Origin of the sequence: Levilactobacillus fujinensis, from assembly GCF_003946335.1 — a bacterium.
Taxonomy (GTDB): Bacteria; Bacillota; Bacilli; order Lactobacillales; family Lactobacillaceae; genus Levilactobacillus; species Levilactobacillus fujinensis.
On sequence record NZ_RHNX01000045.1, the window covers coordinates 1 to 17,737 of the forward strand.

Sequence of the window (17,737 nt, forward strand, 5' to 3'; positions counted from 1 at the left end):
GAATCCGTTTCATCGGCCGAAAGTGAATCGACCTCGGTCTTAGAAAGCGAATCTGTATCGACGAGCGAGTCTGAAAGTGAATACCTTTCCGAAAACGAGTCAACCTCCGAGAGTGAATCTGCTTCGACGAGCGAGTCCGAAAGTGAATATCTTTCCGAAAGTGAGTCAACATCTGAGAGTCAGTCTGAGTCCGAGAGTGAATCTACATCTGATAGCCAGTCCGAGTCTGAATCTGAGTCCGAGAGTGAATCTGAATCAGAGAGTGCGTCAGAATCAGAGTCGCTCTCATCAGTGGAAAGTGAATCGACCTCGGTCTTAGAAAGCGAATCTGTATCGACGAACGAGTCTGAAAGTGCATATCTTTCCGAGAGTGAATCTACATCTGATAGTCAGTCTGAGTCTGAGTCCGAGAGTGAATCAGAGTCACTTGCGGCTAGCGAGTCAGAATCCGTTTCATCGACCGAAGGTGAATCGGATTCAGAAAGCAACTCAGAATCATCTGAACTAGTTAATGGTTCATCAGACGATACGGTTGACACAGAAACTAGTAGCTCAGCCGGGGGATTAGATGCAGGGCCTAACCTTCGAAATGATGCGGCCGGTGAGGATGAGTCGCTTCATACCGGTAGCGATGGTGATCGTGTCGCTGGCACTGAAAACCAGAACAATATGGGAATGACGACGAACCGAATTACTGGCAACGGGTCAACCAATGATAAAGTTAAAGGTCGGTTGTCTAGCGTGCCTGGCAACCACACTGAAAATGTGGTAGGCGGTTTAGACGCCAACAAGAACGGCACTGATAACAGTCACAATGCAAACCATGACTTACCTCAAACTGGTGAAAAAGATGCTGGTAAAGCAACCTCGATAGTGGGTTCAATTTTGCTAGGATTCCTGGGATTATTTGGAATTAAGCCAAGACGGAAGCATGACGACTAAGTTGAAAGTAGCATGACGATAATGGCTTTTTCACCCAAAAAATAGGTGAGAAAGCCATTATTGATTTCAAAACATGAAGGGGGTTAAGCATGTGATAAACTGGTGATATGATTGTATTTTGAAACTTTGTAAGTAACCAATAAAGTACGTAATGAAGAATGAAAGTGGGTAATTCTGGCATGAATTATTTTGTTGACATAGATTTAGGCGGTGCCATTACTGGCATTGAAAAGGCTGAGTTTAACCGATTGCACTTGTTTCAGCAGGCCGGGTTACCAGCTAGAATCATCTATTTAACGTATAAAACGCGACTGCATGAATTTGCCAAAAAATTTGGTGTGCAGGGTGTCAGCTTTTCTATGTATGACTATTTTCAACGAGCAGAAGCATACGCCGACTTCGGTCACTTTGACTGGCGCCGCTATTGGACGGAAACCTGTCATTACCAACTTCAATTTATTGAGGGAGTTGCTGATATTCGGATTACAAATGAAAATGGATTATTTATTATGTATGCTAGTTTTTATGACCAGGATTATTCACGGTTAAATTACGTCAACTACTTTGACAAAACTCACGTTAAGATACGGCGTGATCTTTATGACAGTCGTGGCTTCTTGAGTTGCACGTGTCTCCTAGCCGAAAATGATTTAATCAACACAGAGCTTTACTATGATCAGGAAGGTAAGGTCCGTATTGTTAAGCAGTATCTTATTGCAAGTGGCAAGGCTTTTTTGCGAGAGATTACGCTGAAAGATTTTCACCACCACGACTACTATTTTGGCAACGAAGATGAGTTTCGCACATTCTTCTTCAATTCGCTTTATCAAGCAGGAGACACCTTTTTTGCTGATCGCAATAGTAAAATGGGTGTTGCATTCAGTCATACTAAGCCAGAGGTTCGCGTGGTGGCCGTCTTTCACAGTACACATGTTCGTGCGGATGAGAACCCATTAACCGGGTCACTGAAATCTGGTGGGTACGGATATACATTGGACCACGCTGCTAAGATTTCTCGAATCGTGGTGTCGACCGAGCAGCAGCGTTTAGATCTCGAACAACGCTTGCCCGATTTGCCGCCAGTAGTCAGTATTCCAGTAGGATTTGCAGTTCCCCAACCGGTGGACGACGTCGATTTCACACAGCGTAATCCGCACCGTATTATTTGCGTTGCCCGGTACTCGCCCGAAAAACAGTTGTTACACCAATTACGGGCAGTTGAGCGGCTTATTCCAGAATTTCCGGACATTGAATTACATTTACTCGGGTATGGGGGTCGAGTTAGAGTCCAGCTACAGCAATACATCGATGCCCATCAGTTAAAAGAGCACGTCTTCCTCCGGGGATTTCAGAAGGACTTAACGGCTGATTACCGGCAGGGTGCACTCGCCCTAATGACCAGTAAGGAAGAGGGCTTTTCATTGGCAACGCTGGAGTCTTTGAGTTATAGCGTTCCGGTGATCAGCTACGACATCAACTACGGGCCACGCGAGATGATTGTGAATGGTCAGAATGGCTTCCTGATTCCGGCTGATGACCAAGAAGCACTGTACCAAGCAATGCGGTTATATCTTGGCGATCGCAATCTGCAGTTACAAATGATGCGTAATTGTCGGGCACTACTCAAGTGTTATTCACCAGTTCAAGTTATGCAAAAATGGCAAAGCCTCGTTAAGAATTTAAAATAAAAATTATCCAAAAGTAGCAGTCTGTGGGGCACAAAGTGTGTCTAACAGCTGCTATTTTTAGTAGCGATGGTTAGCAAGAAAGACAGAAAGCAGTTGCACGTAAGCAAAAATTGGAAAGCTAAACGGTATCACCATAATCCAAAATGTGTGTATGGCCCTTCACTTGGCTGGGAATGCTGATTTAGCAGCATTTTGAGTCCTTTAAAATAAAATAAATAATTTTATAGGAATACCTGTAAACGACATTAAAAGTGTTGTATAATAAATACAAGCAAGATAATTAGATTTGAACGGAGGTGCTATCTTATGTCAGTCTTAACTATGATTTTCGCACAACACGGGGTTCAATTTTTTATAAGGTTAATGATTTATTTGGTTCTTTGGAGCTTGGTTTTGATTTTCCGAGTCATTAATCGCAAGAAGACGCAAAAGCGTATGGCTGCGCAGACGGAATATATGATGGCACATACCGAAAAAAGTGCTGACGGTAAGTATCCGTGGGAAATGTAATTCCGTTATTTGAAATTTAACTTTGAAAAAGTGTGATCGCTAGATTCTTGCGGTCACCTTTTTAGTAACCGGAGAAAATAATTGATGGTAGAATAAAAGCAAGGGTAATATTGAATTTGTCATCTTTTAGAACACGTTTTGAGCATTTTAATCAGCAACTAACATAACCTAGTAAACGCAGAGTAAAGAGCGTATGAAGAAGGACAAAGAAATGAACTATTTCGTAGACATTAGTGTTGGTCCCACCATTTCTGGTATTGAGGAAGCCGAGTTCAACCGACTGCAACTATTTCGACGGGCTAACTTACCAGCGACAATTTTGTATCTAAGTTATCAGTCACGGTTACATGAATACACTAAAAAATTTGGCATTCAAGATCACAGCTTCTCGATGTATGATTATTTCCAGAAGGCGCAGCAGGACACCGAAACTGCCCATAAAGATTGGCGTCGTTACTGGGAGATTACGTGCCATTACCATCTACAAGTAATTCCAGGGACCTTCGATATTCGCATTACAAATGAAGACAACGTGTTGATTATGTACGCACATTTTCTCGATAAGGATTACACGCGAGTTGACTATATCAACTACTTCAACCCCAATCGAGCAAAGATTCGACGTGACGTTTACGATATCCGAGGCTTTTTAAGTCGGACAAGTTTACTAGCGGAGCAGGATACGATCAACTCCGAACTCTACTTTGATCACCAACAACGCGTGCGCATTATTAAGCAGTACAAACGTGTGGATACGAAATCTATTCTCCGTAAGATTACACTGAAGGACTACCATCAGCGGGATTACTTTTTTGATACCGAGGGTGAATTTCGAACATTTTTTTTGAATGAACTCTATCAGGACGGTGATGTCTATTATTGTGATCGCAACAGTGCGATGGCGGAAACCTTTCACAATCTGCGGCCAGAGATTGTAACGTGTGCTGTCTTTCATAGTACGCATGTGCGCGTGGGGCAGGATGTCTTGACGGGAGCCTTAAAGGCAAATATTTATGATTATACGCTAGCCCATCCCGAGAAACTCAGTCGAATTGTGGTGTCGACGGACCAACAGCGCCGTGACCTGTTGGCACGATACCCGGCATTGCCACCCGTGGTGACCATTCCGGTGGGATTTGCGAGTCCCCAACCAGTTGACTTCACGACGCGTAAGCCACGGCGAATTATCAGTGTCGCCCGATATTCACCTGAGAAACAGTTACTTCATCAAGTGAAGGCGGTTGAACGCTTAGTGGCTGAATTTCCTGACGTTGAGCTCCATTTACTGGGATCCGGTGCTAAAATCGAAAAAATTCTGCGCGACTATATCAATGTACATCACCTGACCACCCACGTTTTTCTGCGGGGATTTCAAACGGATCTGACTGCTGATTACCAGCAGGGATCATTGGCGCTGATGACTAGTAAGGAAGAAGGTTTTTCCCTAGCGACATTGGAGGCGTTGAGCTTCAGTGTGCCGGTGATCGCTTATAACATCAACTACGGTCCGCGCGAAATGATTAGGGATGGCGAGAATGGTTTCCTAGTTCCGGCGGACGATCAAGAAGCCTTGTATCAGAAGATGCGTGAGTATCTGGGGAACCACGACTTGCAACTGGAAATGATGGCCAACTGTCAGCGATTATTGGAACCTTACGCGCCTGCAGTTGTTCAACGGAAATGGCAAGATTTTGTACAACACATCGCGCAAGACTAGATTGGAAATCGGTCGAGATTAATGACTCGCTGTAAAAAATTTGGGGGAATAAATATGTTCAAGGCGCTTCGACGAATTCTGTATCTAGTTGTTCTGGCAGTCGTAGTTTTTTTCGTGGTCAAAGGCATGACTAAAGTGAACGTTTCACTATTTGGCAATCACAATTACTATCAGCGGTCTAAAGGAACCAGTACCAATGATGGGTTGGTCAATCGGAAGACCTATTCACAGGCTAAGCTTAAACAGCTAACTACGATTACCCATGGTTCTAAGTACTCTGGAAATACCAGCTTGGATAAGGTTGCTACGTCCTATTCCTATAAGATGGCAGGTCGAACAATCAATAATTTTATGGGACGCGATGGTGTCCTCCAACTCTACAATGAGTCATCCTTTATGTCGGATAAGATGGTCAAAGATGCTGCTGAGTACTGGAATAATTTAGCTGGGGCACAAATCGTTGAGGTCGTGAAGACGGCTAAGGCCAGCGACGAAGTCATTCATGACAGTCAGGAGCAGAACAAGTACGGTATTGGAGGCCAAACCTACAATAATATGGGGATGCTCTTCTACCCGCGCAATTGGGCTGTGACCGGGTTAACGACTCGTGGCAAGAACAATTGGAAAGAGGCCATTTTGCTGCGTGAAATTGGACATGCACTAGGCATTCCCAATCTAGGCGGGGGTGCAGCGGGGAATAATGACCGGGTTGCGAATGAGAAGTCCGTGGATTTCATGGGAAACTGGGGTGTTGAATTGGCCAATGCACCGATTGAAAATCAACATGGTATCACGAGTACACCAGTGGATGCTGCGGCATTGACCATTGCTGGTATCGCGTGGCTGCGGCCACAAAAGCTAGCGAACTGGGTGTTCACAACGCCCAAGGCTACTGTTAAGTACAACAACGGTAAGATTGTGTCAACAATTCCTAAATCATAAATTACGTAGGACTGAGAAAAAATCTCTCAGTTCTATTTTTGTTTATGATGACGTTACACTTTCCCTTATTTGTAAGCTAAGTTACTTAACTATAAGTTCTCACTGCTGAGCCAATTTTACTAAAATGAAGGAATCAGCTAGTTAGTATTTACACATTCTATAAACTGTTGTATCCTTGACTATACGCAAATGGCAGCGCTTAATGCCTTGGTGGCTAATTGACTAAACTGGCTGATTTGGTTTCGCTGCTGGATGATGTGAAAAAAGAACCATTGATAATGGCAATTAGTTTTATTAATAAAACTAATTAGGTATACTTAGATTAGTTTAAACTTTGTTGATTGGGCCCTCAGTTGGCTAACCGATGGGTGAAGGTCCTTCATGATGAGGATGGGAGTGTGATATCGTGTATTATTTTATTAATGAGTACCTCTTACAAAAGAATTCGAGTGTTGAGCATACGGCAATGAATCGGGTGAAACTGTTCACCCATTACAAAACACCAGCAAAGATCGTGACAAAGATTTATGATCGGCTCTTGCATCAGACCATTGGTAAATTTGGTGTTGCAGATAATCAAGTGATGAACATGTTTGATTACTTTCAAGGGCTGACTAATTTAGGAACGCCACGATTTATTACCACTGATAAGTTGAACTTACCAATTGAATATGAAGTCAATGTTGGTGCTAACTTTAGTGGGGTTTTTGATGGTGACCGGCTAATCGCTAACGTCGGTTTTATTCCCGCTACCATTGGTCGCGTCTTCTATCAGGAGTTTTTTGACCAGTTAGGCAACCGTGTTGGAACCGACCTTTGGGACTGGCGTGGATTTCGATCGGCGACCCAGTACTTTGGACAAAATGGTCAATTGATTTCGCAGCGCTATTATCGAGCCGACGGTCAAACGGCGATTGAGGAATACTTTACCCAAGATACTGAGGGTAAGTCCTTGCCATCCCGGATGATTTTGAAGGATTATCAGGGTGAAGGTGACCGGTTCTTCCAGAATTCGGATGATTTGTTTACCTTTTTCCTTAATGAGCTGAGTAAACAAGATTCGGAACAAACGACCTTTATTGTTGACCGTCCGGGCACGGGAGTTACGCCACTACTGGCTTTAAATGACAATTCACGCAAGTATGTCTACGTGCCGATCAACCATACAGTTAGTCCCAACGATCCGATCCATGCGGATTTGGATGGCTTCTTGGCACCAGCGTTTGAGCACTTCAGTCACTTCGATGGTTTTATCACGGGGACCCCACAACAGGCTACTAACTTGCGCACGCGTTTTCCTAAGGCACCGATTTTCTCAATTCCAGCTGTCACGACGCTACCGACTTCTAAGGAAGAAACAGTGGAAATGGCGCCCAGCAAACGGCTGCCACACAGTGTTATCTATGTCGGTCGAATCGCCAAGGACAAGCAGATTGAGCAACAGCTGCGAATGTTTGCGTTGGTTAAGGACCGGGTTCCAGATGCGACCTTTACGTTGTTTGGCTATGGAAGTGCTAAGTACGTTGAAGAGATGCAGAAATTAACGGAGGAATTGAAGCTCACGTCGAGTGTGACTTTTAAGGATTACGTTCCTGATCTTGCTGACCAATACGATCACTATCAGGTCATGACCAATATGTCACTAGCTGATGGGGGGCCATTAGCGATGTTGGAGGCCATGATTCATGGGATTCCAGCAGTCAGCTATCGGTTCAACTACGGACCAACTGATTTCATTGCGGATGGCAAAGATGGTTATTTGATTGCACCCGGTCAGGCTTTGACCATGGCAGATAAGGTCGTTGACCTGTTGTTAGATGATCAGAAATTGGCAATGTTTAGTCATGCGGCGTATGTGAAGGCCCATGATCAGTGGACGCGCCGAAAAGTTTGGAACCGGTGGCAGAAGGAATTAAAGAGCGAATAGTAGGATTGCTAAGGGAGGTCCGAGTAGATGTATTACTTTTTGAACGATAACATGCAGTATTCAAAATCAGGGATTGAACATGCGGAAATTAACCGGCTTCACTTGTTTAATCAACACCACGTGCCAGCGAAAATCGTGACGCGAATTTTCTCCATGGATTTGACGAATATCCTACGACAATCCGGGATTCAACGTGAGAATTTTGTGAATCTCTTTGAATTTTTCTGTGGTAGTATGCAGGTGGCAAGTCAGTCGTTCACGATGAATGATTTCTCCTTACCAGCCAATACGACCACGACGCGCAAGGACGACCAGTTACAAGTCTTTGCCCAGGGGAAAATGTTGATGATCATTTATTTCCGAAAACAATCGACGGAAATCAGTAACGTTCAGTACTTCGACGTCAATGGTCGGACCGTGTCGATGGTTTGGTGGGATGCCCGTGGTTTTAAGTGTCTTGAACAGTTTTTTGACTTAGAAGGCAAGATTTCTCAGGAACAATACTATGGTCCCGACGGTCGTGTTCACTTGGAAAAGAATCATTACCTCAATCGCGGGGGCAAAGAATGTCTATCTTGGCGTGTCCTGAACTACCGTGACAGCAGCTGGGTCTTCAGTGGAATGAATGAATTGACACGTTTCTTCTATGATGAACTGAATGGGCGCAATCAGCACAACGTCTTCATTTGTGACCGAACCGTTGAATGCGATTGGGGTCTATTCCACATGCAAACACCAGCGTTCAAGGTACTTCATTTACACAATGATCATGTGAGTGATTCAAGTGACATGTTGCATTCGCCGCTGAACAATAATTACACAAACGCGTTGAATAATTGGGCAAAGTGGGATGCGGTCATTTCGGCCACACCTGAACAGTCAGAAGACGTGGCGAATCGATTTGGCAGCGACATTCCAGCATTTACGATTCCGGTTGGCTATGTTTCGGATGAAGAGATTGCGGCGCCACACCAAGACTTTGCTAGTCGGCAAAAGAACCTCATCGTTCACGTGGCTCGGTTAGCACCTGAAAAACAGCAGAATCATTCGATTGCAGCCTTTGCGCAGGTCCATCAAAAGTTCCCGGATGCTCGGCTCGAACTCTGGGGGTATGCGAACGGCGATATTGAAAAGCGATTTAAGCAGCAGGTCGTTGATGCCGGTTTATCGGACGTGGTCGCCTTTAAGGGTTATACAAATGATATTGACGCTGTCTATGACCGCGCGCAGATTGGAGTTTTGCCGAGTCGTGCAGAAGGATTCTCACTGACTTTACTTGAAGCCCAGTCACATGGTGTGCCAATGGTGGCAAATGACGTGAAATATGGACCAAGTGACATCATTCAGGACGGTATCACTGGAATTTTGACGGAAGATGGACAACCGCAACAATTGGCGGATGCCCTGATCAAGTTGCTGGGTGATCAGAAGCTTCTGAAGGCATATAGTGTGGCTGCGTACGAAAATGCGAAACGCTACTCAGAAGACGCCGTTTTTGAGAAGTGGCAACAGTTACTGGATTATTTTGATAGCTTAGCACACGAAAAGACCGCCGTTTAAGCGGTTAATGCGAGATGCCGCCAAGAACTTATCTGAAGTTGTTGGCGGCTTTTGGTAAAGAGGTGTGGCAGAGTAATGTGGAAACGGGTGATTCAGGTCAGTTTGGTAGTTGTAACCTTTGCCTTAGTCATATTGGGGATGACGCAATTAACTGTGCGTGAGAATCCGCAACCGGCTGTGAAGCAGTCTGTGAAACAAGGCTATCAGCGAACAGCAACTTATAGTCCGCCGGGTGGTCGGATTGACCGGCATATCTATTCTCAAAAACAGTTGCGGATCTTAACGGCAATCACACATGGCAATCAGTATCGGGGGAATACGAGCCTGGATGCCGTAGCAACTCGGCACGCCTATCAATTGGATGGCCGAAGTCTATCAAATATTGTGGGTGCTGATGGTATCTTGCAGTTGTACAATGAGTCACATTTTATGACGACCCGAATGGTGAAGGATGCCGCGAAATTTTGGAACCAAGTGGCCGGAACAACCATTGTTGAGGTGGTCTTTCGCCCGGAACAAAGCGACGAAATCATTCACGACGGCCAGAACGCACGGTCAGTACTCGGTGGTCAGACATACAATGGCCGGGGTATTCTATTTTATCCGGCAAATTGGCGAATTCAAAACTTGTCGCAGCGTAACCAGTTGAACTGGAAAGAAGCGGCGCTGATCCACGAGATTGGTCATGCCTTGGGGGTGCCACATTTGGGCGGCGGCCCCTTAGGTAATAATGCGGCTAAAGCGGGTGTGCAGACCGTGGAGTTTATGGCAGTCTGGTCCGTTGGTCGTGTGGGGTCACCGCCTGAAAATGAACTAGGTGTTAAGAGTACGTCCATGGATGCTGCGACACTGGCTTTAGCGGGATTGAGCTGGCAGCACTCCCGGCGATTAGCGAGTGGGGTGTTACAGAAGTCGCATCGTGTCGTTTTGTATGACAATGGTCGGATCACAACGACCGTTAATCCAGATTAAAATGAAACAGGGCTCTAGTTAGATAACTTAGACTATCTAGGTGTCGTTATATGATTTTAACCGATGAAATGGGTATTCTGAAGAGTAATGGTGCAGATACAACTATAGATGGGGTGGCGAATGTGAATTATTTTGTCAATCAGAACTTGGGAATAAACTTAACGGGAATTGAAAAGGCGCAACTGAACCGCTTAGTATTATTCAAAGCGGGGGGAATGGACGCTAGAATTTTGACGGTGGGTTTTAATACCCGACTGCATGAGAACGCGCGTCGTTTTGACGTGAGTGGTCGCTGTTTCTCGATGTACGATTACTTTCAAGGTGTTATGGACGATGAAACAATCACGACGTTTGACTGGATTACGTATTGGGAACAGACTTGTGGTTTTAGTCTGAAATATATTCCGGAGACCAAGGATGTTCGTGTATTTGCGGCGAACGGTCAGTTTTTGATGTATGCGCGGTTTTATGATCAAGACTATCAGTCGATTGAATACTTGAATTACTTTGATCAGCGGCATCTTAAGATTAAACGGGAGTTGTTCGATCAACGGGGATTCTGTAGTCAGGTCATTTATTTGGCAGCTATGCAGAAGGTTCAGGCAAAGGTTTACTTGAATCGCCAGGGACGAGCTTGTCTGGAGGAATTGTATGACTCTGATCAAAAGTTAGAGTCAACACTACGACAGATTATTGTTCATGGTCACGATGGTCGTGACTACTTTTTCAATACGCAAGAAGAGTTGCAGACGTTCTTCTTTGATACGCTTTATAAGGCCGGGGATGTCTACATCAGTGACCGGAATTTAAAATTGGCTGAGGCTCTCAGTAAAACGGATTCAGCCGTTAAAGTCTGTGTCGTTTTCCATAGTACACATACCCAGAGTCAAACGGATGTCTTGGGATCGCGTATCAAGAGCCACTACCGGTTCATGTTAGAACATATAACAGATTTTGATCGGTTTATTTGTTCAACCGAATATCAAAAGCGGGATCTCTTGGAACGCTTTCCAGATCTGCCAGTTGTGGCGATTCCTGTGGGCTTTACACGACCGCAAGTCTTAGCACCGGAAAAGCGACAACCTAATCGAATTATTGGGGTTGCACGCTATGCACCGGAAAAACAGGTCATGCATCAGGCTGTGGCCGTATCTAAGCTGGTTGCAGAATTTCCAGACGTCCAACTCCATCTGTTTGGTTATGGTAGTCAGGAGAAGGAGTTGCGTGATTTTATTGAGACGCATCATTTGGAAAAGAACATTTTTTTACGTGGCTTCTATCCGGATCTGACGACGGAGTATCAGATGGCGTCTTTGGCTCTGCTGACGAGTCGCGAAGAAGGGTTTTCGCTAGCAACACTGGAAGCTCAGAACTTTGGTGTGCCCGTTATCAGTTACGACGTACGTTATGGGCCGAGTGAATTGATTCAAGATGGCGAAAATGGTTTTTTGGTGACCGCCAACGATCAGAATGAGTTGTACGAAAAAATTCGAGATTATTTACGTCAGCCAGACTTACAAGAACATTTTCGTCGTGAAAGTTTAGCGACAGCAGAAAAGTTTTCCGTAACAGCTGTAACGAAGAAATGGCAAGATTTGATTCGCGATGTGTTAGCTAACTAAGTTAATCTAGCGACCTAAAGAACCCATCACACCTAATTTTGGTGTGATGGGTTCTTTTTTGAGCAGTGAAAATAGTCATTAAATTGCTGGCTTGGTGTCATGTTCCGGGTGCCATGTAGGTCGTGGATTGTTGGTGTGGCACACGAACAGCAGGGGTGAAACGGTAATGCTACGATGAATGACGTGAAGAATCGTCAAAATAGCTAAACATATCTAGGTTACACATCTTCAAAAGTGAGGTAGAAAATAAAATTTACTAACTAATTTTGCGAAAATAAGGGGAGATATTAGTTGCAATGACTCTTTAAATATGGCCAAATAATCATTCTCCAATTTGTAAAGAGTGGACAGATTTTCTAATCAAAAAATAATGTTAAAGCTTTTATAAAGATAAAAATAAATGGTCTACTGTTAATAATATTGGGCTATAACTGCAGTGAAATGGCTCTATTTTGGCCGTTATCAGCTGATAAAAGGTTAGTAACTTAAAATTGTTAATCATGTGAATCCTTTAATTTAAAAATACGTTTATATCTAATACCACCTATACCAATTTATATTGAGAGATATGAATAGTCTCATCATGAAAATTATGATAAACTCGTAAGCGAAATGAGATTGTTTTACACTACTCACGTTTTACTAATACAACGTGTATAGACCGCTTAGACTTTGGACTAGAACTATTTCTAGGATAATAGTCGGGGGAGTACAGTGCATTTTTAGTCAGTCATTCATACAAGGAGGACATTAAAAGTGAAATTTATGCGGAACAAAGCTTTTAATGGCGATCCTAAATTACGTTATAAGATGTTCAAGGCAGGCAAGACTTGGGTCTTCACCGCCATTGCATCTTTTTCGTTATTAGGTGCCGGGAATCTAACAGCCAAAGCAGATACTACTAGCCAGGCCGATAGTTCCTCTAGCGCAGCGGTCGCCTCAGCTACCAATTCATCGAATACAGTCACGTTAAAATCAAGTTCGGCGGCGTCTAGTGCGGCTACCGAAAGTAGTACAACGTCAACTGCTACGGCGGAGACAGAAACAACTACGGAAACAAGCTCAGAAGCCAACAGCAGTGCAGCTTCCAGTGAAAGCGCTTCATCTACTACTACCGAATCCTCAAGCAGCGCAACTAGTGCGGCCGTGACAAGTGCAGAGGCAACCAGTGCTGAAGTTACGAGTGCTGATGCCACTAGTGATGCCACGACATCCGCTAGCTTAGCCGCAGAAAGAATTGCCGCGAGTGCTAGCACCGACGTGACCTTGACCACTAACGTCACTAAGGCCGTGACTAAAACGGCGACAACCAAGAAGGCGGCTGCAACGAATGATGTTGTGACGTCAGCTGCTAACAGTAGTGCGGCTAGTACAGCTTCGTCCGCAGCCGACGCAGCCTCAGCCGCAGCTAGTGCAGCATCCAGCTACGCAATGTTAGTACCAACAACGGATACGCAGTCGGCAACGAGTACGGCCAATAGTGCTTATCAAGAAACTTTACAAGCCTATGACTACGCAAAACATTACAATAGTTTAGCTAACATGTACCTAGCAGCAACAGATGTTTCTAGCGATGCACCAGGAATGGCCCAATCCTATGCCGCTGCAAATTCGATGGCAAATTCCTACGCTGAAGACGCGAAGTCCTATGCTGACATGACATCTGGTGCCGCAGATGCAGCACGAATTGCGGCTGCTCAGGGTGCCAAGGACATGGTGAGTTCTTATGCCAAGGATGCTCATAAATTGGCTAACTCAGCTGCAGTTGCAGTTGAAGAAGCATCATCAGCTGCTAGTAGCGCCTACCTGGCAACTCAGTATTCCAAGGATAACTCTGCAGCCTTAGCAGCAGCCACGGCAGCCAATTCAGCGTTTTCTTCAGCGAGTTCAGCTGCTGCAGAAGCACTTAGCCTGGCAAATCAAGCGGATAAACTTTACGAGACTGCAAGTAGTGCTGCTACTTCTGGTGACTACGATGCAGCTAGCACCGCTTTAGCTTCCGTCATTCAGATAGCAACTGTGGACGCCGTTACGGCGAACCAAGCAGCCAGCGATTTCCGTGACCAAGCAGTTGCCGCTGCCAAGCAAGCTGTTGATCTGTCCATCACGGATGCAGTCAGCGATGCAAACAGTAGCGCCAACAAGGCAAGTAATGCAGCCAGTGCGGCAGCCAGTGCGGCAACCGCTGCTAGTGGCTACAACGGGGATCAATCAGCGCAATATGCAGCAGATGCTTCAAGTTACGCCGCAATTGCTTCGGAGGCCGCTGCAACGGCAAGTACAGCAGCAGTCAATGCTGCAACAGCTGCAACGCCTAAGGAAGCACACACCCTTGCTTTAACTGCTGATTCAGCTGCAGTAGTGGCAAGCAGTGCTGCAGTCGAAGCTGCAACCGCAGCAAGTTTGGCTGCACAGTTCGATACCAATGTTGAAACGCCTAACAAGGACAATGAAGGTAACGTTACCGCAACGTTAAGCGCCGATAAGACGTTGGCTAACTTGGGCGATTCGATTACCCTGACCACGAACCTGGGAATCAGCGGTGCGTACAGTCTTAGTGGGAAGGTAACTTACACGTGGTACGTTTCTACCGATGGTAAGACGTGGTCGGCCTTGAATGATCCAACAACTTCTAGCAATGAAAAGCCGACGACTAACGTTACCATGCCAGCCGCTGGCGGAACCTACTATTACCAAATGGTCGCAACTGGGAAGAAGTCAATTACATTAGTGATTGGTTCAAGTGTTAACTTCGCTCAAGCAAGTAACATCATTACAGTTGTGGTAACGGACTCTAACGGGACATATACGGACCAAGCTAGCGCAGCCGCAAGTTTAGCTGCCAGCTATGCAGCTAAGGCAGCGTCCAACGCAACGGCGGCTAGTACTGCGGTTACGAATATGGATAAGCTGGTTACCTTTAACGAGCAAGAACTTTTAACGGCCTCATCCTACGCGACTAAGGGACGGGAATATAGTTCTGACGCTGCATCTTATGCCGCTAATGCTAAGACGGCTGCAACCGCCGCTAGTACGGCGCAAAGCAACGCTGCGGTAGCTGAAGGGATTGGCGATTACGTTAATGCTAGTTCTTATGCCACCACCGCAAGTGATAGTGCGAATGACGCTAACTCTTATGGCATTTTGGCAAATTCGGCAGCATCCAGTGCACAGGATGCTATTAACCAGGCACTGCTTAAAGCCGCTGGGGTGACAGGGGATAAAGATACTGGTAATTACCTGTCTAACAGTTACGCTCAAGCCGCGGCAGATGCAGCAAGTGCCGCCGATAGCGCGTACAACTTAGCCAACTCACACGCCCAAGATGCAAATAATGCCTACTTGGCAGCCGGTGGAGACTTTAACACCGGTGCGTCAACGGCAAATTCCATTGCAACCTCGGCTGCCGCAGCAGCTAAGTCCTATGCACAAGCAGCGAGTTCGGCAGCAAGCAACGCCGCAGTAGCAGAAACGTATGATGATGCCGCAACCGCAGCTGATGCAGCGAATACAAATCTGACATTTGCTAACTCCGCCGCCGCAGTTGCAGGTAGTGCTGCCGCAGCTGCAACTTCGAACATTATCGATGCACAATCTGCTTATGCGGCCTCCGTCGCCGCTGCTATTATACTTCAAGATTCGACAGCGGCATCTAATGCGGCATTAGCAGCCTCAACGGCAAATTCCTTGGTGAGTGCGAATAAAACAAACACTACTTTGGGTTCTTCCTACGTGACCGAAACCCTGGATTACGCCCAAGCAGCGCAATTCGCCGCTGCTTCCGGAGACATTGCTGCTTCCGAAGCGAACAGCTACATGGCACAAGCTTCCTCAGCAGTTGCTTCTGGAGACTTCATCGCCGCCAGCTCCTATGTTTCATTGAGTAACTCGGCCGCTGCCAGCGGAAACTCCTACGCAACGGCCGCAACATCAGCCGCTGCAGCCGCAGCTGATGCAGCAATTGAAGCTGGAAATTATTCAAACAACACATCGAAGTATGAAGGTAAGCCAAGTGGGAATGCATCGATTGTTTGGGGAATTGCCCTGACTAATGGTTATACACAACAGCCAGCACCAAAGCAGTCGGCGATGCAAAATAGCACGTTTACGCTAACTGGAACGACTAAGTTAGGACTGGTAAATATTCCAGCCATCACGACTTCTGTAACCTGGTACGTTCAGGTTAACGGAACCTGGATGAAAGTTAGCAAAGCAGTTGATCAGGGATATCTGAAGTCAGTAGATGTGCAGAGTAATAATGGATTGGGAGTTAAAACATCAACATCGAGTACGTTGACGGTTGAAACGAATGATACGTATAAAGGAAACTTACGGTTCCAAATGGTTTCTGACTATGGGGTACTGATTGGTGCTACGCTGAACAGTGACGTTGCTGAAGTTAATGTTTTCGATCAGGAAATCGTCGCAACTGGGATCACAGTTTCTGGGGATGACTACCTGCTGAATTCGTCGCCGGGTACTTATGTGGCAACGACGAATCCAAGCGAGGCAACGGGAACGGTCACATGGAAGAGTAGTAATACTAGCATCGCGACGGTCAATGGTGCTGGGGTGGTCACACCGGTTTCAACTGATAGTAAGGGTAAAGTTACTATCACTGCAACTGTTACCAATAGTGATGGGTCATCATATTCCGATTCTAAAGAGATTATGATTGGCAATGGATTATTGGATCAGACAGCTAATGCTGGTGATACCGTCTACTTCACGCCACAAACGAATTCCGGTGTATCTGATAGCACAGTTAGCTACCAATGGTACAAATCGGATTCTGCTACGGGAACAGGACAAGCTATTAGTGGGGCAACTGACGCAACGTTAACGATTGAAGATGTGACGTTAGGTGGCGCAGGATACTACTATCTGGTTATTACAGGAAGTGGTAGTTCAGTCACACTTGGAAGTGCTTACCTGACTGTGTTGAGTTCACAGGGTGTGGCGGCATCAGATGCAGCGAGTGCAGCAGCTTCAGCAGCAGCAGATGCAGGTGTGTACGCAGACCTCGCAAACTCCTATGCAAATGTAGCTGATCAGTATGCAGGTGAAAAATATGTAGAATCTACTTCTTACGCAGCGCAAGCATCAGAGGCTGCAGTCATTGCAACAGAAGCAGCACAGGCCGCATCAAATGCAGCAAGCTCAGCTGTAGAAGCGCAATCAAATGCAGATTCAGCTGAAGCTTCTGGCGACAATTCAGCAGCAGCCGAATACGCGGCACAAGCTAAAGAAGCTGCCTCTGCAGCACAAGATGCTAAAGAAAAAGCATCTAGTGCAGCAAATGATGCTTCTGCATACGCAAGTATGGCGGTAGAAGCGCATCAAGACTCGGATAGTGATTCAGATTCCGACTCTGATAGCGATTCTGACAGTGGATCTGACTCCGACAGTGACTCGGATAGTGACAGTGATTCGGACAGTGACTCCGACAGCGACAGTGGATCTGACTCCGACAGTGATTCTGACAGCGACAGTGACTCCGACAGTGACTCCGACAGCGACAGTGATTCGGATAGCGACAGCGATTCGGATTCCGACAGTGATTCTGACAGCGACAGCGATTCCGACAGCGACAGTGATTCGGATAGCGACAGCGATTCGGATTCCGACAGTGACTCGGACAGCGACAGCGACTCCGATTCCGACAGTGATTCCGACTCCGACAGCGATTCTGACAGCGACAGTGATTCGGATAGCGACAGTGATTCCGATAGTGACTCCGATAGTGACTCTGACTCCGACAGTGATTCCGACTCAGATAGCGATAGCGATTCCGATTCCGACAGCGATTCGGACTCCGACAGTGATTCAGATAGCGATAGTGATTCGGACTCCGACA

At 45.9% G+C, this 17,737-nt stretch carries 10 protein-coding genes; all 10 read left to right on the top strand.

The features are described 5' to 3' along the window. Nucleotides 1–942: LPXTG cell wall anchor domain-containing protein (locus tag EKM89_RS12370; protein WP_164510588.1), on the top strand; the 942-nt coding region annotated here is incomplete at its 5' end. Nucleotides 943–1,121: 179 nt separating this feature from the next. Beyond that, entirely contained in the window at nt 1,122–2,630 is a 1,509-nt protein-coding gene (locus tag EKM89_RS12375) for a glycosyltransferase (RefSeq protein WP_125688958.1), read from the top strand. Nucleotides 2,631–2,936: 306 nt separating this feature from the next. Further along, nucleotides 2,937–3,140 carry a hypothetical protein gene (locus tag EKM89_RS12380; protein ID WP_125688960.1) on the top strand — a complete coding sequence of 68 codons (204 nt, stop codon included), beginning with the start codon at nt 2,937–2,939 and terminating at the stop codon, nt 3,138–3,140. A gap of 211 nt (nt 3,141–3,351) precedes the next feature. Then, nucleotides 3,352–4,857 carry a glycosyltransferase gene (locus tag EKM89_RS12385; RefSeq protein ID WP_125688962.1) on the top strand — a complete coding sequence of 502 codons (1,506 nt, stop codon included), beginning with the start codon at nt 3,352–3,354 and terminating at the stop codon, nt 4,855–4,857. Between the two features lie 54 nt (nt 4,858–4,911). Further along, on the top strand, nt 4,912–5,799 hold the full coding sequence (locus EKM89_RS12390; RefSeq protein ID WP_125688964.1) for a zinc metalloprotease: 888 nt from the start codon (nt 4,912–4,914) through the stop codon (nt 5,797–5,799). A gap of 406 nt (nt 5,800–6,205) precedes the next feature. After that, a complete protein-coding gene (locus tag EKM89_RS12395) occupies nt 6,206–7,726 on the top strand; it encodes a glycosyltransferase (RefSeq protein ID WP_125688966.1) in 1,521 nt (506 codons plus the stop codon). Between the two features lie 27 nt (nt 7,727–7,753). Continuing rightward, nucleotides 7,754–9,286, top strand: coding sequence for a glycosyltransferase family 4 protein (locus EKM89_RS12400; RefSeq protein WP_125688968.1), 1,533 nt, complete (start codon nt 7,754–7,756; stop codon nt 9,284–9,286). A gap of 75 nt (nt 9,287–9,361) precedes the next feature. After that, nucleotides 9,362–10,258, top strand: a complete 897-nt coding sequence (locus EKM89_RS12405; RefSeq protein ID WP_125688970.1) for a zinc metalloprotease — start codon at nt 9,362–9,364, stop codon at nt 10,256–10,258. 50 nt (nt 10,259–10,308) lie between these two features. Beyond that, the gene (locus tag EKM89_RS12410; protein WP_225421881.1) at nt 10,309–11,880 is read left to right on the top strand and encodes a glycosyltransferase; all 1,572 of its coding nucleotides are present in this window, start codon (nt 10,309–10,311) and stop codon (nt 11,878–11,880) included. 765 nt (nt 11,881–12,645) lie between these two features. Then, nucleotides 12,646–17,737, top strand: a 5,092-nt coding sequence (locus EKM89_RS12415; protein WP_225421882.1) for a KxYKxGKxW signal peptide domain-containing protein, incomplete at its 3' end; no start/stop codon positions are given.